General features: G+C 64.4%; 28 protein-coding genes. 11 read left to right on the top strand and 17 right to left on the bottom strand.

The window, feature by feature from the left end; genetic code table 11:
* Genes GTK01_RS04890 through GTK01_RS04880 form a run of 3 tightly spaced genes read left to right on the top strand, consistent with a single transcriptional unit; the run spans nucleotide 1 to nucleotide 1,093 of the window.
* Nucleotides 1-330, top strand: a complete 330-nt coding sequence (locus GTK01_RS04890) for a hypothetical protein (protein WP_252924722.1) — start codon at nucleotides 1-3, stop codon at nucleotides 328-330.
* The gene (locus GTK01_RS04885; RefSeq protein ID WP_252924721.1) at nucleotides 330-803 is read left to right on the top strand and encodes a hypothetical protein; all 474 of its coding nucleotides are present in this window, start codon (nucleotides 330-332) and stop codon (nucleotides 801-803) included. Before GTK01_RS04890 ends, GTK01_RS04885 begins: the two co-directional genes overlap by 1 nt.
* The gene (locus tag GTK01_RS04880; RefSeq protein ID WP_252924720.1) at nucleotides 785-1,093 is read left to right on the top strand and encodes a hypothetical protein; all 309 of its coding nucleotides are present in this window, start codon (nucleotides 785-787) and stop codon (nucleotides 1,091-1,093) included. Before GTK01_RS04885 ends, GTK01_RS04880 begins: the two co-directional genes overlap by 19 nt.
* Before the next feature lie 132 nt (nucleotides 1,094-1,225).
* Here GTK01_RS04880 and GTK01_RS04875 read toward each other — a convergent pair whose 3' ends face one another.
* Complete coding sequence (locus tag GTK01_RS04875; RefSeq protein ID WP_252924719.1) at nucleotides 1,226-1,414, bottom strand: hypothetical protein; 189 nt, start codon at nucleotides 1,412-1,414, stop codon at nucleotides 1,226-1,228.
* Nucleotides 1,411-1,800: a hypothetical protein gene (locus tag GTK01_RS04870; RefSeq protein WP_252924718.1), complete on the bottom strand. Its 390-nt coding sequence runs from the start codon at nucleotides 1,798-1,800 to the stop codon at nucleotides 1,411-1,413. The genes GTK01_RS04875 and GTK01_RS04870 overlap by 4 nt, the downstream gene beginning before the upstream one ends.
* A gap of 82 nt (nucleotides 1,801-1,882) precedes the next feature.
* On the opposite strand from GTK01_RS04870, the gene GTK01_RS04865 reads away from it, so the two are divergent.
* Nucleotides 1,883-2,137, top strand: a complete 255-nt coding sequence (locus GTK01_RS04865; protein ID WP_252924717.1) for a hypothetical protein — start codon at nucleotides 1,883-1,885, stop codon at nucleotides 2,135-2,137.
* 142 nt (nucleotides 2,138-2,279) lie between these two features.
* Here GTK01_RS04865 and GTK01_RS04860 read toward each other — a convergent pair whose 3' ends face one another.
* Nucleotides 2,280-2,456, bottom strand: coding sequence for a hypothetical protein (locus tag GTK01_RS04860; RefSeq protein WP_252924716.1), 177 nt, complete (start codon nucleotides 2,454-2,456; stop codon nucleotides 2,280-2,282).
* Nucleotides 2,457-2,619: 163 nt separating this feature from the next.
* Here GTK01_RS04860 and GTK01_RS21045 point away from each other — a divergent pair, with 163 nt between their 5' ends.
* From GTK01_RS21045 to GTK01_RS04845, 3 genes are all read left to right on the top strand, one after another.
* Nucleotides 2,620-2,994, top strand: coding sequence for a BLUF domain-containing protein (locus GTK01_RS21045; RefSeq protein WP_371924269.1), 375 nt, complete (start codon nucleotides 2,620-2,622; stop codon nucleotides 2,992-2,994).
* 146 nt (nucleotides 2,995-3,140) lie between these two features.
* Nucleotides 3,141-4,349 (top strand): NAD(P)/FAD-dependent oxidoreductase, encoded by a 1,209-nt coding sequence (locus GTK01_RS04850; protein ID WP_252924714.1) that lies wholly within the window; start codon nucleotides 3,141-3,143, stop codon nucleotides 4,347-4,349.
* Nucleotides 4,346-4,738 carry a hypothetical protein gene (locus GTK01_RS04845; RefSeq protein WP_252924713.1) on the top strand — a complete coding sequence of 131 codons (393 nt, stop codon included), beginning with the start codon at nucleotides 4,346-4,348 and terminating at the stop codon, nucleotides 4,736-4,738. The genes GTK01_RS04850 and GTK01_RS04845 overlap by 4 nt, the downstream gene beginning before the upstream one ends.
* Here GTK01_RS04845 and GTK01_RS04840 read toward each other — a convergent pair.
* The 4 genes from GTK01_RS04840 to GTK01_RS04825 all read right to left on the bottom strand — a co-directional run bounded on the left by GTK01_RS04840 (nucleotide 4,735) and on the right by GTK01_RS04825 (nucleotide 8,599).
* Nucleotides 4,735-5,796 carry an ABC transporter ATP-binding protein gene (locus GTK01_RS04840; protein ID WP_252924712.1) on the bottom strand — a complete coding sequence of 354 codons (1,062 nt, stop codon included), beginning with the start codon at nucleotides 5,794-5,796 and terminating at the stop codon, nucleotides 4,735-4,737. The genes GTK01_RS04845 and GTK01_RS04840 overlap by 4 nt on opposite strands.
* Nucleotides 5,793-6,581, bottom strand: a complete 789-nt coding sequence (locus tag GTK01_RS04835) for an ABC transporter permease (RefSeq protein WP_252924711.1) — start codon at nucleotides 6,579-6,581, stop codon at nucleotides 5,793-5,795. Before GTK01_RS04835 ends, GTK01_RS04840 begins: the two co-directional genes overlap by 4 nt.
* Nucleotides 6,578-7,465 (bottom strand): ABC transporter permease subunit, encoded by an 888-nt coding sequence (locus GTK01_RS04830; protein ID WP_252924710.1) that lies wholly within the window; start codon nucleotides 7,463-7,465, stop codon nucleotides 6,578-6,580. Before GTK01_RS04830 ends, GTK01_RS04835 begins: the two co-directional genes overlap by 4 nt.
* Before the next feature lie 75 nt (nucleotides 7,466-7,540).
* Nucleotides 7,541-8,599 carry an ABC transporter substrate-binding protein gene (locus GTK01_RS04825; protein ID WP_371924274.1) on the bottom strand — a complete coding sequence of 353 codons (1,059 nt, stop codon included), beginning with the start codon at nucleotides 8,597-8,599 and terminating at the stop codon, nucleotides 7,541-7,543.
* Between the two features lie 511 nt (nucleotides 8,600-9,110).
* Here GTK01_RS04825 and GTK01_RS04820 point away from each other — a divergent pair.
* Nucleotides 9,111-9,524 carry a hypothetical protein gene (locus GTK01_RS04820; RefSeq protein ID WP_252924708.1) on the top strand — a complete coding sequence of 138 codons (414 nt, stop codon included), beginning with the start codon at nucleotides 9,111-9,113 and terminating at the stop codon, nucleotides 9,522-9,524.
* 68 nt (nucleotides 9,525-9,592) lie between these two features.
* Nucleotides 9,593-10,789 carry a PqqD family peptide modification chaperone gene (locus GTK01_RS04815; protein WP_252924707.1) on the top strand — a complete coding sequence of 399 codons (1,197 nt, stop codon included), beginning with the start codon at nucleotides 9,593-9,595 and terminating at the stop codon, nucleotides 10,787-10,789.
* Here the strand turns inward: GTK01_RS04815 and GTK01_RS04810 are convergent.
* The 6 genes from GTK01_RS04810 to GTK01_RS04785 all read right to left on the bottom strand — a co-directional run bounded on the left by GTK01_RS04810 (nucleotide 10,786) and on the right by GTK01_RS04785 (nucleotide 14,382).
* Complete coding sequence (locus GTK01_RS04810) at nucleotides 10,786-11,565, bottom strand: anti-sigma factor (RefSeq protein ID WP_252924706.1); 780 nt, start codon at nucleotides 11,563-11,565, stop codon at nucleotides 10,786-10,788. The two genes, GTK01_RS04815 and GTK01_RS04810, sit on opposite strands and share 4 nt — an antisense overlap.
* Nucleotides 11,562-12,104: an RNA polymerase sigma factor gene (locus tag GTK01_RS04805; protein WP_252924705.1), complete on the bottom strand. Its 543-nt coding sequence runs from the start codon at nucleotides 12,102-12,104 to the stop codon at nucleotides 11,562-11,564. The genes GTK01_RS04810 and GTK01_RS04805 overlap by 4 nt, the downstream gene beginning before the upstream one ends.
* Nucleotides 12,105-12,269: 165 nt before the next feature.
* A complete protein-coding gene (locus GTK01_RS04800) occupies nucleotides 12,270-12,476 on the bottom strand; it encodes a dodecin (protein WP_252924806.1) in 207 nt (68 codons plus the stop codon).
* Nucleotides 12,477-12,537: 61 nt separating this feature from the next.
* A complete protein-coding gene (locus GTK01_RS04795; protein ID WP_252924704.1) occupies nucleotides 12,538-12,825 on the bottom strand; it encodes a GNAT family N-acetyltransferase in 288 nt (95 codons plus the stop codon).
* Nucleotides 12,825-13,442 carry an alpha/beta hydrolase gene (locus tag GTK01_RS04790; protein WP_252924703.1) on the bottom strand — a complete coding sequence of 206 codons (618 nt, stop codon included), beginning with the start codon at nucleotides 13,440-13,442 and terminating at the stop codon, nucleotides 12,825-12,827. Before GTK01_RS04790 ends, GTK01_RS04795 begins: the two co-directional genes overlap by 1 nt.
* Before the next feature lie 7 nt (nucleotides 13,443-13,449).
* Nucleotides 13,450-14,382: a VOC family protein gene (locus GTK01_RS04785; protein WP_252924702.1), complete on the bottom strand. Its 933-nt coding sequence runs from the start codon at nucleotides 14,380-14,382 to the stop codon at nucleotides 13,450-13,452.
* A gap of 155 nt (nucleotides 14,383-14,537) precedes the next feature.
* Here GTK01_RS04785 and GTK01_RS04780 point away from each other — a divergent pair, with 155 nt between their 5' ends.
* Nucleotides 14,538-16,079 (top strand): sulfatase-like hydrolase/transferase, encoded by a 1,542-nt coding sequence (locus GTK01_RS04780; RefSeq protein ID WP_252924701.1) that lies wholly within the window; start codon nucleotides 14,538-14,540, stop codon nucleotides 16,077-16,079.
* A 79-nt stretch (nucleotides 16,080-16,158) separates the two neighbouring features.
* Here GTK01_RS04780 and GTK01_RS04775 read toward each other — a convergent pair whose 3' ends face one another.
* Entirely contained in the window at nucleotides 16,159-17,268 is a 1,110-nt protein-coding gene (locus tag GTK01_RS04775) for a PRC-barrel domain-containing protein (RefSeq protein ID WP_252924700.1), read from the bottom strand.
* 145 nt (nucleotides 17,269-17,413) lie between these two features.
* Between GTK01_RS04775 and GTK01_RS04770 the strand changes: the two genes are divergently transcribed.
* Complete coding sequence (locus GTK01_RS04770; RefSeq protein ID WP_371924268.1) at nucleotides 17,414-18,400, top strand: diacylglycerol kinase family protein; 987 nt, start codon at nucleotides 17,414-17,416, stop codon at nucleotides 18,398-18,400.
* Nucleotides 18,401-18,450: 50 nt separating this feature from the next.
* Here the strand turns inward: GTK01_RS04770 and GTK01_RS04765 are convergent, their stop codons facing one another.
* Genes GTK01_RS04765 through GTK01_RS04755 form a run of 3 tightly spaced genes read right to left on the bottom strand, consistent with a single transcriptional unit; the run spans nucleotide 18,451 to nucleotide 19,514 of the window.
* Entirely contained in the window at nucleotides 18,451-18,684 is a 234-nt protein-coding gene (locus GTK01_RS04765; protein ID WP_252924699.1) for a hypothetical protein, read from the bottom strand.
* 21 nt (nucleotides 18,685-18,705) lie between these two features.
* Nucleotides 18,706-19,170, bottom strand: a complete 465-nt coding sequence (locus GTK01_RS04760; RefSeq protein ID WP_252924698.1) for a hypothetical protein — start codon at nucleotides 19,168-19,170, stop codon at nucleotides 18,706-18,708.
* Nucleotides 19,171-19,178: 8 nt separating this feature from the next.
* Nucleotides 19,179-19,514 (bottom strand): YqjD family protein, encoded by a 336-nt coding sequence (locus GTK01_RS04755; RefSeq protein ID WP_252924697.1) that lies wholly within the window; start codon nucleotides 19,512-19,514, stop codon nucleotides 19,179-19,181.
* Nucleotides 19,515-19,582 lie beyond the last annotated feature (68 nt).

Genomic DNA, 19,582 nt, shown 5'->3' with positions numbered 1-19,582 from the left:
ATGCGCATGCTGATCCTTGCATCGGCGGCAAGCCTTGCGCTTGCCAGCTGTTCCACGACCGATCCCGTCACCGGCGAACCGTCGCCGATCGAGAACGTCCAGTCTGCCACCGCTGCTGCCTGCCGGTTCCTGCCGGCGGCCGAGACCGTTGCCGAGATCCTCGCATCCGGCGATACGCGACTGACAACCGCGTCGGCTGTCGCCCGCGCAATCTGCGCCGTAGTCGCTGACCAGGCTCCGGCCGGGGTCGCGACCCTATTCAGCGCGCCGCCCACGGTCAACGGTGTCGTCATTCGCGGCGAGCGGCTGCCTGGTGGAGGCGGCACGTGATGGACGGCCAGAAGGTTCGCCACCATTCGCTCCGCAGCTCGGTCGAAGGGCTGTGGGTCGAATATCTCTACGGCGACGGGTGGCGCCTCGTGGAAATCATCCTCGGTCTTCAGATCGTCTTCCGCGCACTGGCTATTCTGTTTCTCGGTGGGATGGCCGCCAGCTACTATGCGACGTTCCCGTTTGTGGACCATGCGCTGGCATGGGGTCTCCTGACCCTCGGCATCGGTCTCGCACGCATCGCCGGCACAATCATCAATGGCCGATGGAAACGATCTCCCCGCCTTCGCTGGGCTGTCGGGGCACTCGCTTTTGGCTATCAGGGCCTGCACTGCTTCTTCTTCTGGCAGATCGGGTTGTCCGTCATCGCGATTGGCTATCTGCTGTGGACCGCCCTTGAGGGCATGGCGATCATTCGCTCCACGATCGACATTGCGCGCAAGAGGTCCGATGGATGTGGGACTGGTTCGTAAACAACACCGCCGCCGTCACCGCGCTCGTTACCGCGCTGGGGATGGCCCTGTTCATTCCACTCTTCGATTTCCTGGGCAAGTTCTTCCATCGCCATGGGCCAGTGCCGCCGCCAGCTGCCTATGACGCACGCGACCTTCCCGACCATCCGCTGCTCGTTTCAGCAAAGGTTCACCTGAACGAGCCGGAGCTTGAGATGCTGCGAGAGACCGCCGCGCGCACGCGCCGTATGGAAAGGCAGCTCGACCGCGTCATCGAGAAGATCGACCATGTGAACGATCGGCTCGACTGACGAGACGCCATAGGAACATTCGCGATCCATCGCGGTTCGTTGCGAGGGAGCTCCCCGGCTCCCATGTTCCAACATTCGCCATGATATGACTGGCCCGCTGTCTCTTCGGAGATGGCGGGCCTTTTTCAACGTTCAGGATTCGGGGTCGGGGAACCGTTCTAGGACGGCGGCGCGGGCGGCAGCGTCGTGGCCAAGGTTCTCGTTCAGCGCCAGCTCGAGCAGATAGTCGAGCATTTCGTCATTCAGCTCCTTCGCCAGCCTGCGGGCATCCATGATGTGCCGGGTGATTTCGATCCGCCTGGGGTCAAGCGCTCTGATCATGGCATTCCCTTCTCGGCGTAGATTCGCTCGCGCGACTGGCGCCAATACTCTGCAGCTTCGACGGCGCTCGCAAGCACATCGGCCGGCACCACGTCGAGAAACCGGCGATAGGCTTCCTCGGCCTTCCATGCCGCCTCGCGCGGCGCCGGGCAATATCCGCGCCAGGCGCCCATCTTCGGCCTCACGGAGCCCTTGTCCGAGCCCGGCGCAATGCATTGCCACATCCACTCGTCGGGCACGCCCGGCGTGTGGTTCGTCACGAGGTGGATGTTGGCGACGGTGGACAGCCCGCATCGGTCCGGGTCAATCGCGTTGAAATGCGTATCGCAGCCGGGCCACGACCGGCGCCACGTGAGGGCGAGGGGGTATCGAGGATCGTCTTTCATGGGGCGGCAATCTGCATGGACGGCTTGACCCGTGCAAGGGTTTTGTTCCTATTCCGTTCTCATGGCGCATTACCGGATGAACATGCTGAGCCACGCCGCAAGGCAGGGCTACCTGCTGCGGCCAAGGTGCCGCGGCTGCGGTCGCGAGGCGCTGTTCGTCGCGCGCGACCTGATGGTCATGTACGTCACCGACCGGCGGATCGATTCGGTGCGCTTCCATTGCCAGCAGTGTGATGGCCGCGACCACGAGATACGTCTCGTCCATCCCGACGAGCTGTTCGAGCGCGAATATGTGGTCTGGCGGCCGGCGATCGTGAAGGGCAAGCAGAAGGCCTGAACTGGTGCGGGCAGGCCACGGGATTTCCCAATGGTTTCAAGGGACCGATTTCGAAACCCGGTGCGGGCGTCGTCCGAATTTTGACGAGCGATTTCAGTAAATTGGCGGAAATCGCCGCAATACAGTCGGGATCACCACTGAGTCATCCTTCCGCTTTCATCGTCTTCGCAATGTCCAGCAGGCGTTGGTGATCGGTTCCTCGCATGGCCACGAGTTCCTTGGCCTGGTTGGGCGACAGATCGGTGTTTTCCACGAGGTACTTGATCGCGGCCTCGCGCTCGTCGTCAGGGCTTGTCCAGTCGTTGCGGTCTTCCGTCATGAGGTATCTCCTTCTTGAGGAGAACTGAACCGGAAGATCAGTGTTCCAACGAAGCCAGACGACGCGAGAGACATCTGGTCGATAGGGCGACCGGGGCTTGGCGGCGCGATGGACAGTTCAAGCGTCCTGAAGCAGGGGTAGGTATGTCAAATGGTAATTCGCCGTGATCCCGGTTGGTTTAACATTTGGACATCTACCGAATCAGAAAGTCCTTCGTGCTAACGCGTATCGTCTATCTCTCCACTCTCAGCGAACACACGACGGCACGAGAGATCGACGCCATCGTCGAACGCGCCGCCTTGTTCAACCGAGAGCAGGAAATAACGGCATGCTGGCCCTGGAAGACCGCCGGATTTGCCAGATTCTGGAGGGGCCGGCCCACGCGGTCGACTTTCTATACGTCTCGATCAAACAGGATGAACGACATTTCCGCGTTACGGAGCTGGCGCGCCACCGCATTTTCCACACCTCGTTCGAGCGCTGGGGCATGGTTCGGCGTCCGATGATCGACATGGTCACGCTCGCCTTTCGCGAGTAGCAATCATCGCAGAACCATTTCGCAATTTGCCGCGCGGCCCATGTTTCGGTAACGGGTGGGCGATCATACGCGAAACGATTGCCAGCTCAACCTCGCGGTTCGCTCCAATCCGAGGATGACTGGGTGTGAGCCAGCCAGGACAACTTATGCGCACGGAAATCTTCGACACCGTCATCCTTGGCGCTGGCGCTGCCGGGATGATGTGCGCAATCCACGCTGCCGCGCGCGGCGGACGGGTGCTGGTGGTCGACCACGCGAAGGCCCCGGGGGAGAAGATCCGCATCTCGGGCGGCGGGCGCTGCAACTTCACCAATATCGGCACCGGCGCAAAGAATTTTCTCTCAGCCAATCCGCATTTCGCCAAATCCGCGCTTGGCCGCTATACGCAGCACGATTTTCTGGCGCTCGTCGAAAAGCACGGCATCGCCTGGCACGAGAAGACGCTCGGGCAGCTTTTTTGCGACAGTTCCGCCAAGGACATCATCGCGATGCTGCTGGACGAGATGGACCGGGCCGGTTGCGAACTGCGCTTGGCGACGACGCTCGATTCGGTCGAGCGCGACGAAAACGGTTTTGCCGTCACGCTCGGCGGCGACGGTGCAGCCAAGATACGCTGCCGCCATTTCGTCGTCGCTTGCGGCGGCAAGTCGATCCCGAAAATGGGCGCGACCGGGCTCGGCTACCAGATCGCCGAAAAGTTCGGACTGGCAGTCACCGAAACCCGCCCCGCGCTCGTCCCGCTCACCTTCGGGGAGGACGTGCTTGCTGGCTTCCGCGAAATCGCGGGCGTCGCGGCGGATGCGCGCGTGTCGTGCGGCAGGACGGCATTCGAAGAGGCGCTGCTCTTCACCCATCGCGGCCTTTCGGGACCGGCGATCCTGCAGATCTCGTCCTACTGGCGCGAGAGGGAGCCGATCCGCATCGCTTTTCTGCCCGGCGACGATATTCAGGCTGCGCTCTTGTCCGCCAAGCGTGAAAACGGCCGCCGGGCGATCGCCACTGTGCTCGCGGAAATCCTCCCCAAGCGGCTGGCGGCTCATCTCGCTGAGGCCCATTGCTGGACAGGCCCGATCGGCGAGGCGAGTGACAGGAAGCTGGCCACCATCGCCGGGACGCTGCAGGGCTGGGAGGTATTTCCGATCGGCTCGGAAGGCTACCGCACCGCAGAGGTGACGCTCGGGGGCGTCGACACGGCCGGGCTCAATTCGCGGACGATGGAGACGAAATCCGTCGGCGGGCTCTATTTCATCGGCGAGGTGGTCGACGTGACCGGCTGGCTCGGCGGCTACAATTTCCAATGGGCCTGGTCGTCCGGCTGGGCGGCGGGAACGGCAATCGCGGAGAAGCAGACATGAACGAAGCGCTGACCGAACATCTTGCCATCGCCATTGGCGGCTACGCGCTTGCTGCCGGCGTCGGCTGGTGGCGTGCGCCGGCGCGCTTTTCGCGCATGTTCGACGGCATGCGCGACAGTTCGGCCGCCGCCTTCATGACCGGCCTCGTCTGCTATTTTCTCGGTGCGTTTCTGCTCGTCTTGCACCACCGCTTGGATGACTGGCTGGCGGCGGTCGTCACGCTCTTCGCCGCCGGCGCGATGATCGAGGGGCTCGGCTTCCTGATCGGTTCAGGCACCTTTGTAGCACTGGCGCAGCGCATCGGGCTCGCGGGCTCGTGGCGCATCTGGGCTTCGGTCTATGTCGTCTTCGGCATTGCGATGATCGCGGCAGGGCTCGCCCGGCTCTAGTCTTCCATCACCAGGAGATCGCCCGGCGCGAAGCTCACCGTCGCCTGATCGCCCGGCTGCGGCGGCGGGGCGGACGGGCTGTTGAACGTGTCGAGCGAGACGGTGCCCGAACCGACCGCGACGCGCACGCGGATGACCGAGCCGAGGAAGGAGACATCCTTGATCGTGCCGGAAAGATGCACGTCGCGCGCCTCGTTGCGGCCGAGCGTCACCGCCTCGGGGCGCAGCGCGAGCGTGATTGCATCTCCGGCCTGCCGCGCAGCGAGGCGGTAGCCGAGGGAAACGGTCGAATCGCCAATCGTCACCGAGCCGGTAGCCGGGTCGAGCACGCGGGCCTCGAGCGTACTCAGCGTGCCGACAAAGGAGGCGACGAAGCGCGTCGTCGGGCGGTTGTAGATCTCGAACGGCGTGCCGACCTGGTCTGCGCGGCCCTCGTTCATGACCACGATCCGGTCCGACATGGAGAGCGCTTCTTCCTGGTCGTGGGTGACGTAGATCGTGGTGATGCCGAGCGTCTTCTGGATGGCGCGGATTTCCTCGCGCAGCGACACGCGGATCTTGGCGTCGAGCGCCGACAGCGGCTCGTCGAGCAGCAACACCTGCGGGCGCACGGCAAGCGCGCGCGCGAGCGCCACGCGCTGCTGCTGGCCGCCCGAAAGCTGGAACGGGTAGCGCTCGGCCAGGTGCGGCAGCTTGATGATCTCGAGCATTTCGCCAACGCGCGCGTCGATCTCCGCCTTCGGCCTGCCCGCGACCTTCAAGCCGAAGCCGACATTTTGCGCCACGGTCATGTTGGGAAACAGCGCGTACGCCTGGAACACCATGCCGATATTGCGCTGGTTGGGCTTCAAGTTGACGACGTCGCGCCCGTCGATGCGGATGACGCCGGAACTCGGCTGCTCGAAGCCGGCGACCATGCGCAGCGTCGTCGTCTTGCCGCAGCCCGACGGGCCGAGAAAGGAAACGAACTCGCCCTTCTCGACCGCAAGATCGAAATCCTTGACGACGCGGATGCCGCCGAAGTCCTTCTGCAGGCTGGCGATTTCGAGAAAGCTCATCGGCGGGCCATCGTGTGTTTCTGGAAGCGGGTGACGAGCTGGATCAGCCCCATGCAGGCCCATGTGATCGCGAAGGCGATGACGGCGAGCGCGGCGGGCTCATAGGCGCGGTTGGCGCCGATGAGCTGCAGATAGGGCCCGAAGGCGGGTCGGTTCAAAAGTGCGGCGAGCACGAACTCGCCGATCACGATGGCGAAGGTCAAAAATGCGCCGGACAGGACGGCGACGAGCACGTTGGGCAGGATCACGCGCCACATGATCGTCAGCCATCCAGCGCCCAGGCTTTCGGCCGCCTCGGTCAGGGTCGCCACGTCGATGGCGCGAAGCCCGGTATCGACCGCGCGATACATGTAGGGCAGGGAAAGCGTCATGTAGCCGAACATCAAGAGCAGGTTCGTCCCCGCCGCGGTGCCCGTCAGCGGCAGCCAGGACGAGGTGTTGTAGAGCCGGATATAGCCGAACACGATGACGATGGGCGGGATGACCAGCGGCAGGAGCGTGACGAACTCGATGAAGGGCCGCCAGTGGGGCAGCTTCAGCCGGATCCAGTAGGCGGTCGGCACGATCAGCACCACGCCGGCGATAATCGTCGCCACCGCCATCATGACCGAATAGCCGAATGTCGCCTGAAAGCGTGGATCGGCCAGCACCGCCCAATAGGCGTCGAGCGAATATTCGCCGCGACGCATCTTCAGCGAGAATTCGACCGTCCCGAGCAGCGGCAGCACGAAATAGGCGATGCCGAGGATCAGGAATGCCCAGGACCAGAAGCGGTTCGCCTTCATTTGATCCACCGCTCCGCGCGTCCGCGCAGCCAGATATAGACGAAATTGGCGATCCCGGTGATGACGATCATGCCAAAGGCGAGCGCGTAGCCCAGATGCGGGTCCTGCAAGACGTCGCCGCGGATCTGCGCGAAGAGCAGGATCGGCACGATGGAGAGCGACGACCCGGTCAGCGCATAGGCGGTCGCGACCGCGCCGAAGGCGTTGGCGAAGAGCAGCGCGAAGGTGCCGAGAAGCGTCGGCCACAGGATCGGCAGCGCCACCATGCGCCAGTATTGAAAGCGCGAGGCGCCGAGGATCGCCGCCGCCTCGCCCCATTCGCGCTTCAGCCCGTCGAGCGCAGGCGTGACGATCAGGATCATCAGCGGAATCTGGAAGAAGAGATAGGTCAGCGTCAGGCCGGAGAAGGACAGGATGTTGAATCCCATCCCGTAAATATTGATGCCGAACCAGTCGCGCAGGATCAGCGTGACGAGGCCGAGCCGGCCGAAGGTGGCGAGAAACGCAAAGGCGAGCGGAACGCCGGCAAAATTGGAGGCGACACCTGAAAAGGTCAAAAGCGGCGAGCGCAGCCAGACGGGCAGCCCGCCGATCGTGATCGCCACCGCCATCAGGAAGCCGATCAGGCAGCCGAGGAATGCCGAGGCGAAGGAGATGCGGATCGAGATCCAGTAGGCCGACATGATCGACGGCTGAAAGAGGTTGGCGATGTTTTCGAGCGTGAACTCGCCCGCCGGATTGCGGAACGCGCCGGTGATGATCTGCAGCGTCGGCAGGATCAGGAACAGGAGTGCGAAGGCGAGAAATGGCACGACGCCCAGCCAGGCAAAGGACAGCGAGCGCCGTGGGGGCGCGGGCGAGGCCAGTGCGGACGGATCAGTCATGGAAGGCCGGCAGGCTGGAGCGCTTTCGTTGAAACGTCCCCTGCCTTGGCGCAGGGGACGCATGTTCTCGGTCTTTTACTGGACGTTCGCGCCGACGGTGGAGTCCCACCCCGAGGTGATCACGTTCTTGGCCGCTTCCTGCTCTTCGAGGGTCGGAAAATAGGCCTTCTCGTAGGATTCGGCCGGCGGCAGGGCGTCGAGCAGTTCCTGCGGGATCACGCCACGTTCGACCATGTCGTTGAAGCGGATCGGGTGGCAGTAGCCCTTCAGCCAGCCAAGCTGGCCTTCGTCGGAATACAGATATTCCATCCACAGCTTGGCGGCGTTGGGGTGCGGCGCGTAGGCGCTGATTGCCTGGACGTAGACGCCGGCGAGGACACCGGAGGCCGGCACGACAACTTCCACGGGCGGGTTGCCATTGAGCGCATCGCGGCCGGAAAGGGCGTTATAGTCCCACCAGATGACGATCGGCGTCGCGCCCTGCGCCAAGGTGCCCGACTTACCGATGGTGGGCACGAAATTGCCCTTCTCGTTGAGCTGCTTGAAGAAGTCGAGGCCGGCCCTGCCGGAAGCTTCGCCCGCTTCGGCGCCGGTCGCCATGCCTGCGGCCTGTACGCCCAGGATTGCCTGGTTGGAGGCGCGCGGGTCGCCCGCAAGCGCGACCGAGTTGGCGTATTCGTCGCTAAGCAGGTCGGCCCAGTCGGCCGGCACGTTCTCGACGATATCGGTGTTCACCGCGAAGGAAAGCACGCCGTAATAGTCACCATACCAGTGGCCGTCGGCGTCCTTGACGTTGTCGGGGATCGAATCCCAGGTCGACACCTTGTAGGGCATCGTCAGACCCTCTTCCTTGGCCTGTGGGCCGAAAGCGAAGCCGATGTCCAGAACGTCGGGGGCCTGCGGACCGGTATTGTCCTTGTTGGCGCGCACGGCTTCGAGCTCGTCGGCCGAGCCGGCATCAGGGTTGAGCTCGTTGACCGTGATCTCGGGATACCTCGCCTTGAAGCCGGCGATGACTTCGCCATAGCCGCACCAGTCATGCGGCAGGGCTATGGTCGTCAGCATGCCTTCTTCCTTGGCCGCGGCTTCGAGTTCGGCAAGGTCCTGCGCCGATGAGATCGACGTTGTCACCATCAGCCCGGCGGCGACTGCCGACAGGATGCGCCCCAATTTCGTCATACCCGTTCTCCCTGAGAAAAGACGCCGTTCTTGACGCCTGCGATGCGGCTACTGCCGTTGCGTGACAGTGACATGACGAAACGCGCAATCTCGCCCGCGGCAAGTTAGACTTAACTACTTTTCCGCAAGGGCAGCAATCGGGCAAGTTGAACGGCGACCGGAATTTCGCGCCCGCCTTTGCGGGCCAGAAAAAGCCGTCCGCCGGCGAGGCGACGTCGAGGAAATGCCGCTGCCGCGTGCCATCGCGGCGCGAACGCGGTCAGTGGCGGCTGGGAGGCTTTCTTGTGGGCGGCGGTGTCGGCCGTTGCAGGTCCGTCCTGCTGTTTGTCGGCAAACGTCGCGCGACGGCCTCCTCCCTTGGCCGCAAAAATTGTCGTGCGGAATAAAGCGGTGACCGTGCCGTTTGCCGATGGTGACCGGCCAGCGACGCCACGTGCGGCCGGCTTCCACGAAACAGGAGGTCAAGATGAAAGACGCTTCAAGGAATCCCGGCCTGCAGGCCGAAACCGTATCGCTCGGCCGTCGCCGCGCGCTTGGCCGGATCGGCCTTTTGGCCGCCGCTGCCTACAGCGCACCGGCGCTGCTGCAATTGAGCCAGGCTCGCGCCTCGGGCGCCGGGTCCGGGGGTGGGGCAGGCTCCGGTGGCGGCGGTGGCGGCTCCGGCGGTGGTGCCGGTTCAGGCGGGGGCGGCTTCGGCGGCGGCTCTGGCGGCTTTGGGGGCGGCAGCTTCGGCGGCTCGGGCGGTCGCGGCTCAGGTGGTCGCGGGTCGGGCGGACGCGGCGGATCTTTCGGCCGTGGCGCCGGCCAGGCGATCGATTCATTCGGCCGCGGAAGGCAGGACATGGGCCGCAGCATCGGCCGCGCGTTCGGCTTCAGATAGGCGATCAATGACCGACATACGGCCGGCCGGTACACTCCGGTCGGTCGTCATCCGTGAGGGACGTCACGATGCCTGCCAATCATTCCTGCGCGCTGGTGGATCGCCCGCTGCGTTTCGTCGATTCCGAACCCGTACTGGCGATCCTGAGACGCGTGACCCGCGGCTGGTCGTGGACCGCCGTTTCGGACGCCTGCAAACCGTTCCTCGAAGTGCGTCGAACCGGGGCGGGCTTCATGATCGACGAGCCGGGACGACGACGCTTCAGCGAACCGAGCGCGGTGAGCGCCGCCTGCAGCCTCGTGGTCATCCTGCTGAACCGAATGGTCGAGACGGATCCCTCGATGCTTTGCCTTCATGCCGGCGCGGTGTCGATCGCCGGTCGCAATTTCATCTTCCCGTCCTCCCACCGCGCCGGAAAGAGCACGCTGGCCGCAGCGCTCGCCTTCGACGGCGCGCAGATTCTGGCTGACGACATCGTGCCGGTCGATTGTGGGGGCGATCAACTCGGTGCGATCGTCGCCTCTGGTGTGCGCCCGCGCCTTCGCCTGCCATTGCCGCGCGCGCTCGGCCGCCGCTTCGCCTTCCATGCCTGGCGCCACAAGGGACCGGACGACGGCCACTATCGCTACCTGACGCTGCCGCCCGGGCGGCTTGCCCCGTTCGGGGAACGGCGGGAAGCAGATGCTTTCGTGTTTCTCGAGCACGCTCGTGGCGTGCGGTCGGAGCTTCTTGCGGTCGCGCCGGATCAGGCGATGAAAGTCCTGCTCGTCCAGAATTTCGGCAACGCCGCCCCTTCCGACATCGTCCTGCGGCGCATGAACCGGCTGGCCAGCCACTGCCCGGCCTTCCTCCTGCGCTACGAAGCCCTTGCCGATGCCCGCGAATTGCTGGCGCATCTTGCCGCGCGCGATGTAGCAACGACCCAGTCCGAACTTCGGCACGGCACGCCGCGTGTCTCATCGCACGACAGTGCGCAGACGCCTTCAAGCCTGCCCGCCGGTCGCATCGTGCGCGCCGAAGACGTCGTCCTCCAGCCAATGGGGGATGGCGGCGCGTTTCTCGCCGACCGTCTGGGTGGCGGCATCTTCGCGCTCGATGCGCTCGGCGCGGCGATCTGGGAGGCGCTTGCGGCGCCGGTCGCGCCGCTCGACCTCGCCGACGAACTTGCCGAGGCATATCCCGATGTCGCGCGCACGCGCATCGAGGCCGATCTTGCCGGCCTCATTGCGCGACTGGTGGAAACGGGGCTTGCGCGGACGCTCTAGCGCGTCGCCTCGTCGAGGGCGGCGCGTTCTTCTTCTGCCGTCAGCGCCGGCCCGGCTTCGATGGCGCCAAGATAGGCTTCGAGCGCATCGAGCGAGGAGGCCGGCGCATAGCCGTCGCCGCCAGCGGGAGCCGCTACCGCAAACCGCATCGCCCATTCGCCTGCCTGGCGGCACGAGACGGCGACCACGGATGCACTGGCGCTCCGGTCCACCTCGTATTCGCGGCACAGCGCGCCGCTCTGGTCGTTGAAGGAGGAGATCAGCCGCACGCGGCCCGCGCCGTCGGCGATAGCGATCTCCTCGCCCGATGCGGCGTTGTCGAGCACGCCGTCGATCTCGGCGCTGGAGAAGCCGGCAATGTCCGAGCCCTCGGGCGCCGTGCCGGGCGTCTGGCCGAGCTGGTAGGCGATGAAGCCAGCTCCGAGCGCGATTACTAGCGAGGCGGCGAGCGGCAATTGCCAGGACCGCTGCGCAAAGCCGAGGCGCTTGGTGCGTGCTTTTGCAAGCGAGACGACGTTCGACGCCGGTTGTGCCTGCGACGCGCGATGTCGCTCGACCATGCCATGGACCGCCGCTTCGAGCGCCGGGGGAACGGGCTCGGGCGGCGTGAACGCGTCGCGTGTTGCCGCGCGCATTTCCGTGAATTCGGCAACGCGCATCATCAGCGCGTCGTCGGCTTCCATGGCGCGCTCGACCGCCGTGGCCGTCGCCTCGTCCAGTTCGCCATCGGCGAACGCCATCAATGTCGCGTCATCGAAAGTCATCGGCTCGTTCATGGGTTTGCTTCCGTCGCACTGGAAGAACGACCTGGCGCCGGGCTTATTCCCGTCAATTCGGCAAGTCGTTTGCGCGCCCGCGCCAGCCGGCTCATCACGGTGCCGATCGGCACACCGAGAACCTCGGCGGCCTCCTTGTAGGAGAGGTCATCGACGCACACGAGCATGATGATCTCGCGCTGTTCGCCTGGCATCGTGTCGAGTGCGTCCTTGACCGACGACAGCGCCTGGCGTGCATCGACAACCTTTTGGCCGTCTTCGCCGACGAGGTCGTGGCGCTCATGGACGTCCTCGCTCGGACCGGCGGTCTTTTGCCGGCGGGTCCGGTCGATCCACAGGTTGCGGATGATACGGAACATCCAGGCGTCGAAGCGGGTGCCGGGCTCGAAGCTCGCCGCGTTCGCCAGCGCCCGCTCGCAGGCCTGTTGTACCAGGTCGTCGGCGATGTCCGGCGCGCGCGCAAGCGACAGGGCGAACCGGCGCATGTTGGGCAGGAATGCGATGAGCTCGTCGCCGATATCGTTGGATACGCCCATCATCGCCCGTCTTCTCGAGAAAGGATCGCCGCACAGGCATATGTGTTCTCGCCGAACGTTTTCAGGTGCCGCTTATTCCCAGTATCAGAAGCGGCGATCCCGGTGAAACGCTCCCAAGGTCAATCGCAGCAGTCATGGCGACCCGCCCGTCGAGACGGCGGGCAGGGACTATTCGAGCTTGAAGCCGATCTTCAGTCCGACCTGATAATGCGCGATCTTGCCGTTTTCGACATGGCCGCGAATTTCGCTGACCTCGAACCAGTCGACATTGGTCAGCGTCGAACTGGCGCGCGCTACGGCGCCCTGAATGGCATCCTCGATCGAATTCTTGGACGAGCCGACGATCTCGATCTTCTTGTAGACGTTTTCCATGATGGTCTCCTTCGCAGTCTGTGCCTTCATCAGCTATGGCGCTCTCGTGCGAAGGAAAGGCCGATCAGCGCCGCAATGTGTCCGCCCATTCGGGATGCTTGCGGAATTGCGCCGCCGCGAACGGGCAAAGCGGGATGATGGTTCTGCCGTCGTCCCGCGCATCAGCGACGGCGCGCTCGACAAGCTTCAGCCCGACGCCCTGTCCGCGAAAGGCTTCGGGCACTTCCGTATGGTCGATGATGATCTGGCTGGCGCCGACCTTGGAATAGGTCATCTCGGCCACGGCGCCATTGGCGCCGCGGAAGAAATAGCGCCCCTTCGAGCCGGCATCCTCGCGTTGGATCTCGCTCATCAATCGGTCTGCCACTGGCGCAGGAACTGACGCGCCGCGTCGATTTCGGCCGGCCGCACTTCATGCGCCCCGTCGTGCCAGACCGTCTCGACGCTTGCGTCAAGCCCTTGCAGATAGCTTTCCAGCCGGTTCGTGAGGTTGGGCGGGCAGATCGGGTCCTTGCGTCCGGCCGTGATCAGAATCGAGGTGCCGGAAAGTGAGCCCTCCACCTGCGGCTGGAACGGGATCAGCGGATGCATCAGCACCGCGCCGTCGAAAAGGTGGGGCCGTGCGAAGATGACCGAAGCGAGGATGTTCGCGCCGTTCGAATAGCCGAGCCCGAGCACCGCTTTCGGTTGCCGCTCGGCGACGATCGCCTCGATGAAGGCGGCCATGCGTTCGGTGCGCGCGGCAAGGTCCTCCATGTCGTAGACGCCCTCGGCGGTTCGGCGGAAGAAGCGCAGCGCCCCACCTTCCGAAACGTCGCCGCGCGGCGAGACGATGGTCGCCGACGGCATCAGGTCGCGGGCAAGGTCGGGAAACTGGTGCTCGTCGCCGCCCGTGCCGTGGAAGGTGAAGAGGAGAGGGGCATTCGCTTGCCCCTCTTCGATGCGGTGCTTGTAGCTGTCGGTGGTCATATTGGCCTCACGCGTCGATCGGCTGCAGATTCTGTTCCAGGTAGGGCCGCAGGTGCTCATGCTGCTTTGGCAGCTTCAGCGTTTCGCCCAGATGCGCGGCATCCTCGTCGCGGTCGAAGCCCGGCTCGTTGGTCGCGACCTCGAACAGGACGCCGCCCGGCGTGCGGAAATAGATCGCGTAGAAGTAGTCGCGGTCGATCACCGGCGTGATCTGCTGGCCCGTTTCCATCAAGGCCTTGCGCACGGCAAGCTGCGCGTCGCGGTTGTCGACCGCGAAGGCGACATGATGCACCGAGCCGGCGCCTTGCTGTCCCGGATTCATCAGCGGATGGGCCTCGAGATCGACGACATTGGCCTCGTTACCGCCCTCGACGACGAAGCGGCGCACCGCGCCTTCCTTGCCGGTTTCCTTGTAGCCCATCGCTGTCAGGAGCTCGGCCTGACGTTCCGTGTCCTGCAGACGCATGGAGACCGAGCGGAAGCCGCGAATGGCATGGTCGGCGCCAATGCCGTTGCCGGTCCATGGGGCACGGCCATCGCCGCTCGTCTCGACCAGCGCCAGGCCGTCACCGTCCGGACCCTCGAAGCGCAGCACGTTCTCGCCAAAGCGGTTCGACGGCTTGATGCCGGCGACGCCTTGCTCGGCCAGCCGCTTTTCCCAGAAGGGCAGGGAACCCTCGGGCACCGAAAATACGGTCGTGCCGACTTCTCCCGTTCCCGGCCGGCCGCGCGCGGCGTTGGGGAAGGGGAAATAGGTCATCACCGTACCCGGCGTGCCGGCGCCATCGGCGTAATAGAGATGATAGACGTCCGGCGCGTCGAAATTGACGGTCTTCTTGACCCTGCGAAGGCCGAGCGTGTCCGTGTAGAAGCGATTGTTCTCGCGGGCGTCGCGCGCCATCGCGGTAACGTGGTGGAGCCCCTTGATCTGGTCGATCATGTCGATTCCCTTCCCTGGCTTGAGCGGCGATTGCGCCGTGCGTTATCCATGGGTCATATGTCGGCCATCGGGGGCGGATTGGAAGACCGTTCGGCAGAATGGACCGTTCTCTATTGTCGAACAATCATTCCCAGATTGTTCAATCGGAGAGCTTCATGGCCAAACGGAAGTCGCGTCCCAACATCCTGTTCATCACTTGCGACCAATGGCGGGGCGACGCGCTCGGGGTCGCCGGGAACCAGGTCGTGAAGACGCCGAATGTCGACCGGCTTGCCGGCGAGGGCACGGTGTTCCTGCGCCATTTTGCCAATGCCGCGCCCTGCGCGCCGGCACGGGCCTGCATCTATACCGGGCTCTACCAGATGAACAACCGCGTCTGCCGCAACGGCACGCCGCTCGACAACCGGCACGACAACCTCGCGCGCGCCGCCCGCCGCGCCGGCTACGAGCCGACCCTGTTCGGCTACACCGACGTCGCCCCCGACCCGCGCATGCAGGACGCGAACGATCCGGCGCTGAGGGGCTATGAGGGAATCTTGCCGGGGTTTTCGGTCGGGCAGCTGCTGCCCGAGCACCAGCGACCGCGGCTCGCCTGGCTGGCCGCCCAGGGCATCGACGTTTCGATGGGATCGCCCGACATCCACTGTCCCGCGAACGGATCGAAGACGATCGACACGTCGCCGCCGGTCTATTCGGCCGAACAGACCGAGACGGCATTCATGGTGGAAGCCTTCATGCGCTGGCATGGCGCGCAGGAGGATGGCTGGTTCGCGCATCTTTCCTTCATCCGCCCGCATCCACCCTTTGCCGTCCCGGCGCCCTACAACACCATGTACGATCCGGCTGAGTGCGGCGGCTTCGCGCGCGCCGCCGATGCGGGGTGCGAGGCGGATGTTCACCCCTTCGTCGCCGCCGAGCTGGCCCGCACGAAGACGGCCAAGTTCCTGCCCGGCCGCAAGGGCAAGGTGCGCAAACTTTCGGACGCCGATTTCCGCCAGATCAAGGCGCTTTATTACGGCATGATCTCGGAGGTCGACGCGCAGCTCGGCCGCCTGTTCGATCATCTGACGGCGACTGGCCTGTGGGACGACACGATCGTCGTTCTGACCAGCGACCATGCCGAACTGATGGGCGACCATCATCTGCTTGGCAAGGGCGGCTATTTCGACGGCAGCTACCACGTGCCGCTGATCATCCGCGATCCGCGCCGCAAGCCGAACAGAGCAGGGGTCACACAATTTACGGAGGCCGTCGATCTTTTGCCTACCCTTCTCGACCTGATGGGCTTGCCGGCGCAGCCCTGGCTAGATGGGATGAGCCTCGTTCCGTTCCTGGATGGAAAGGCTCCCGATGGCTGGCGCTGCGAAGCGCATGTGGAGTTCGATTTTCGCTCCGGACCGGGCGGCTCGCCGAAACGCATGCCGGAATACCAACGCGCGGCCAATCTCGCGGTCCTGCGCGGCGAGCGATACAAGCTGGTCCATTTCGCAGCCGGACCTTCGCTCCTGTTCGATCTGGAAGACGATCCGACCGAAACCGTCGACCGCTCGCGTGACCCAAACTATCGTGACATCTTGGTCGACATGCTTGAACGGCTTCTCGCTTGGCGGGCGGTGCATCTCGACCAGTCGCTGGCGCTCGGCGAACTGAGCGATGAGGGACCACGCGGCCCCTTCGCGCCCCTGCCGCATCCGTAATATGCGCGCAACGGAAAAAGGCCCGGGAAATCCCGGGCCTTTCCGTCTCGAAGTCCGGCGATCGCTCGCCGTCCAGCGATCAGTTCGCGGGGCTGATCAGAAGCTGCTCGTCGCGTGCTTCGGCGAACGTCGCTTCGTCATATTCCGGCTGAGCTTCGAGCTGCTCTTCCGTGAACGAGGTGTAGAGATACAGCTCGCCGTCTTCGTCCGTCATGAAGGCGAGGTTTTCCATCGATACGGCAACTTCCTTGTCACCAAGACCGAGGAATCCGCCCACTTCGAGCGTCACGACGTCGACAGTGTCCCCGTCGAGGATGACATCTTCGATCGAACCGACGTTCTCGTCATTGGCGCCGTAGACAGTCGTGCCGATCAGATCGTCGGCGCTCAGGCCAGCGGCGTCGACTTCCGTCAGCGTCGTGCGATCGATCGCGGCGGTCGCCGTGCCGTCCGCCGCAGCAGCGTCGTCGTCCATGGCCGTATCGTCGGTCATCGCGGCATCGTCTTCGCCGTCAGCCGGAGCGGCAGCCATGCCGTCGGTCTGTGCGGCGTCGTCGGTCGCAGCCGTGTCGTCCGTCATGGCGTCTTCGGCATCATCCGCGGTTTCAGCGATGCTGTCGCCCGCGTCGTCGGCCATCTCGCCGGCAGTGTCGGCAGCGTCGTCATCGGCTGGCGCCGTCGCGGTCGCCGCAGCGCCACCCGTTGCGGCACCTGTCGCAGCCATGCTGTCTGCATCGTCCGGATCGTAGGCATCACGGTCGAATGCTTCCTGCTGTTCGAGCTGTTCGCGAGTCGTCGAGGCGATCAGCCAGGTCGAGCCATCCTCACGCTGCGCCCATTCAAGGCTTTCGTATTCGAGCGCCACGTCCTTTTCGCCGAGGCCCAGGAAGCCGCCAACGCCGACCACGACAAGCGCGGCCTGGCCATCTGCGCCAAGCACGATGTCGTTCACGGTGCCGATGCTCTCAGCGTCGTCAGCCACGCCATTATAGACGTCTTCACCGATGATGTTCGAGGCCAGGTGACCTTCGACGGGCTCAGGACCGGGGGTTTCGGCAGCATCGGCAGGAGCTGCTTCGGTCGCCGGCGCGGTTGCCGGATCTGTCGTTGCAGGGGCGGTCGTCTGGGCGAATGCGCCCGTAGAAAGGAGCGTCGCAATTGCGGTAGTCGCCAAAAGGGTGCGGATCATGATAAATCTCTCCTTGTGCATGTTCCATTGCACGGCCGCGATGTCCGAACTTTTCGCAGGGGGCGGGCGTCGCGGCCTTTCACATTGTCACAACGCCACTTTTCGACAGTTGGTTCCGCCGAAATCGGCGGTTGCTCGCGATTCCGTGAAGACGGCACGGAACAAGGGGCTCACACGCCCATTTTCCCGCCGTCTGAACGATGCGAAAGGCAACGCGGTGCATTTCAAGGCGATCCTGAACTCCGAGGGCGGAACGCTCCGCACGGCCGACACCGATGCGTTGTCGACCGAGATCCAAGACAAGTTTTCCGCCGGCGGGCACTCCGCCGACATCGTGCTGGTGCAAGGCAAGGACCTAGAGGCCGAACTCGATAGGGCCGTTGCCGACAACAAGATCGAGGGCGTCCTGATCGGCGGCGGCGACGGCAGCGTGTCGGGCGCTGCGGCGAAGCTGATGAACACGGGCAAGGTTCTGGCCGTCTTGCCGGCAGGCACGATGAACCTCTTTGCGCGCAGCCTGCAGGTGCCGCTCGACCTCAGCCAGGCGCTCGACGCGCTTGCCAGGGCGCCAGTGTCGGACGTCGATATAGCGACCGCGAACGGACGGCCGTTCGTGCATCAGTATTCGGTCGGCATGCACGCCAAGCTCGTTCACCTGCGTGAAAAGCGGGAATTCGCATCGCGCCTCGGCAAGATCAGGGCATCCGCTCAGGCTGCCGTCGATACCGTGCTCCACCCGCCGCGAATCCGTGTGCGTCTTGAAATGCCAGGCGGCACGGAAGTCGATGCGCGCACCTCCTCGATCGGCATCACCAACAACCTGTATGGCGAAGGCCACATCCCCTATACCGATACGCCCGATGGCGGCACGCTGGGCATCTATGTAACCAAGGCGCGTTCGCGCCGCGAGATGTTTGCCTTTCTGGCCAAGATGGCGCTTGGAAAGTGGGTAACGAACGCGCAGGTCGAAATCCACCAGACGAAGTCGGTCACCATGCACATCCTGTCTTCCCACCGGAGATTCCGCTGCGTGATCGACGGCGAATTGTGCAAGCTCGAGCCCAAGGTGGAGGTGAAGATCCACCCCGGCGCGCTCAAGGTCTTGCGGCCGGGCATCGCTGAGCCGAAATAAAGGAGGGCGCCTCACGGGGCGCCCTTCCATCATCTTCTCAGATTTTTATTTTACTCTGCCGGTTCCGGCGTCACTGGCGTGTCGACGCCGCCGGGAGCCTCGGCCGGCTGCTCCGTTGGTGCGCCACCCACGGGCTCTTCCGGCTCGATAGCGCTGCCGAAGAGGCCAACAGCCCAGCCGACAATGCCGGCGAGTACGAGAGCGACGACCAGAATCGTCAGAACATGTGTTCCCTTTCGCCCCTGCCGGGCTTCGGTCGCATTCTTTCGGACCTTATCATCCATGGCGATACCCCTTTTGTTCCATTACGGTCGGTTGAGAGGATCACGCCCAGGGCGCCCGCGCGCCGGCTTTGCGTTTTCCTTGTAGATCAGGTAGCCGACCATCCCCAGAACGGGAACGATCAGGGCGACGGCCGAGCCCCGGCGGGCGAGCAGCGCCGGCAGGGCCGCAACAGCCGCCGTGGTCGCGATGGCCTTCGCGTCGACGGAGCGGCGCTTGGACGCCTCCCGCGCCTGCCGCTTGGCGGCTGACCCGTGAATGACGATGATCAGGATGGCGAGTATGATGAACGCACCGGCCAGCGCCAGCGCGGCCGGAATCGGCCCCCAATGGCCAGCGACCCAAACATAAAGCGCGATGAGCCCGAACATTACGGCGAAGAGCACCATCAGCCCGGCGATCGCATAGGCGATTGCCGCGCGCTTGGTGCGCCCAACGATGTCGGCGGTTTCGCCCGATACGATGGATGCGATGAGTGTAGCGAGCATGTCGCGCCTCAGCGGCGCGTCAGGAGTGCGAGCACGAAGCCAACGCCGGCCGCGATCGCAAGCGAGGAAATCGGCTTCTCGCGAACGGCTTCCTCAAGCTGCGCTTCATAGTCCTTGGCCTGGCCCCGGATATCCTCGATTGCAGCTTCGCTGCGCGCCTTGACGCTCTCAAGTCCCGAAGAAGCGGCGCGCTGCGCCGATCGGTAGGTCCGCTGGCCGGTCTGGCTGAGCTGGTCCTTGAGCTTGGTGACGTCGCCCTTCAGGCGCTCGACCTCGGCCTCGAGTTCGGCCTTCGTCTTCGCATCATTGTTCTGAATCTTGGCGCTCGTGGTGGGTGAAGCCATGGATCTCTCTCCTGTTACTCGTGTTGCCGTCCATTCAACGTGTGCGTGCGCGTCCAGTTCCAGCCTTG

It is taken from the genome of Aliihoeflea sp. 40Bstr573, from assembly GCF_024105655.1.
Taxonomy (GTDB): domain Bacteria; phylum Pseudomonadota; class Alphaproteobacteria; order Rhizobiales; family Rhizobiaceae; genus Aliihoeflea.
The sequence above is the reverse complement of the archived record's forward strand: the minus strand, read 5'-3'. Positions and strand labels throughout refer to the sequence as shown.

Excerpts from the sequence above, each read along its gene's own strand:
- GTK01_RS04890 (WP_252924722.1), top strand. The coding sequence starts at position 1 with ATGCGCATGCTGATCCTTGCATCGGCGGCAAGCCTTGCGCTTGCCAGC.
- GTK01_RS04885 (WP_252924721.1), top strand. The coding sequence starts at position 330 with ATGGACGGCCAGAAGGTTCGCCACCATTCGCTCCGCAGCTCGGTCGAA.
- GTK01_RS04880 (WP_252924720.1), top strand. The coding sequence starts at position 785 with ATGTGGGACTGGTTCGTAAACAACACCGCCGCCGTCACCGCGCTCGTT.
- GTK01_RS04875 (WP_252924719.1), bottom strand. The coding sequence starts at position 1,414 with ATGATCAGAGCGCTTGACCCCAGGCGGATCGAAATCACCCGGCACATC.
- GTK01_RS04870 (WP_252924718.1), bottom strand. The coding sequence starts at position 1,800 with ATGAAAGACGATCCTCGATACCCCCTCGCCCTCACGTGGCGCCGGTCG.
- GTK01_RS04865 (WP_252924717.1), top strand. The coding sequence starts at position 1,883 with ATGCTGAGCCACGCCGCAAGGCAGGGCTACCTGCTGCGGCCAAGGTGC.
- GTK01_RS04860 (WP_252924716.1), bottom strand. The coding sequence starts at position 2,456 with ATGACGGAAGACCGCAACGACTGGACAAGCCCTGACGACGAGCGCGAG.
- GTK01_RS04850 (WP_252924714.1), top strand. The coding sequence starts at position 3,141 with ATGCGCACGGAAATCTTCGACACCGTCATCCTTGGCGCTGGCGCTGCC.
- GTK01_RS04845 (WP_252924713.1), top strand. The coding sequence starts at position 4,346 with ATGAACGAAGCGCTGACCGAACATCTTGCCATCGCCATTGGCGGCTAC.
- GTK01_RS04840 (WP_252924712.1), bottom strand. The coding sequence starts at position 5,796 with ATGAGCTTTCTCGAAATCGCCAGCCTGCAGAAGGACTTCGGCGGCATC.
- GTK01_RS04835 (WP_252924711.1), bottom strand. The coding sequence starts at position 6,581 with ATGAAGGCGAACCGCTTCTGGTCCTGGGCATTCCTGATCCTCGGCATC.
- GTK01_RS04830 (WP_252924710.1), bottom strand. The coding sequence starts at position 7,465 with ATGACTGATCCGTCCGCACTGGCCTCGCCCGCGCCCCCACGGCGCTCG.
- GTK01_RS04825 (WP_371924274.1), bottom strand. The coding sequence starts at position 8,599 with ATGGTGACAACGTCGATCTCATCGGCGCAGGACCTTGCCGAACTCGAA.
- GTK01_RS04820 (WP_252924708.1), top strand. The coding sequence starts at position 9,111 with ATGAAAGACGCTTCAAGGAATCCCGGCCTGCAGGCCGAAACCGTATCG.
- GTK01_RS04815 (WP_252924707.1), top strand. The coding sequence starts at position 9,593 with ATGCCTGCCAATCATTCCTGCGCGCTGGTGGATCGCCCGCTGCGTTTC.
- GTK01_RS04810 (WP_252924706.1), bottom strand. The coding sequence starts at position 11,565 with ATGAACGAGCCGATGACTTTCGATGACGCGACATTGATGGCGTTCGCC.
- GTK01_RS04805 (WP_252924705.1), bottom strand. The coding sequence starts at position 12,104 with ATGATGGGCGTATCCAACGATATCGGCGACGAGCTCATCGCATTCCTG.
- GTK01_RS04795 (WP_252924704.1), bottom strand. The coding sequence starts at position 12,825 with ATGAGCGAGATCCAACGCGAGGATGCCGGCTCGAAGGGGCGCTATTTC.
- GTK01_RS04790 (WP_252924703.1), bottom strand. The coding sequence starts at position 13,442 with ATGACCACCGACAGCTACAAGCACCGCATCGAAGAGGGGCAAGCGAAT.
- GTK01_RS04785 (WP_252924702.1), bottom strand. The coding sequence starts at position 14,382 with ATGATCGACCAGATCAAGGGGCTCCACCACGTTACCGCGATGGCGCGC.
- GTK01_RS04780 (WP_252924701.1), top strand. The coding sequence starts at position 14,538 with ATGGCCAAACGGAAGTCGCGTCCCAACATCCTGTTCATCACTTGCGAC.
- GTK01_RS04775 (WP_252924700.1), bottom strand. The coding sequence starts at position 17,268 with ATGATCCGCACCCTTTTGGCGACTACCGCAATTGCGACGCTCCTTTCT.
- GTK01_RS04765 (WP_252924699.1), bottom strand. The coding sequence starts at position 18,684 with ATGGATGATAAGGTCCGAAAGAATGCGACCGAAGCCCGGCAGGGGCGA.
- GTK01_RS04760 (WP_252924698.1), bottom strand. The coding sequence starts at position 19,170 with ATGCTCGCTACACTCATCGCATCCATCGTATCGGGCGAAACCGCCGAC.
- GTK01_RS04755 (WP_252924697.1), bottom strand. The coding sequence starts at position 19,514 with ATGGCTTCACCCACCACGAGCGCCAAGATTCAGAACAATGATGCGAAG.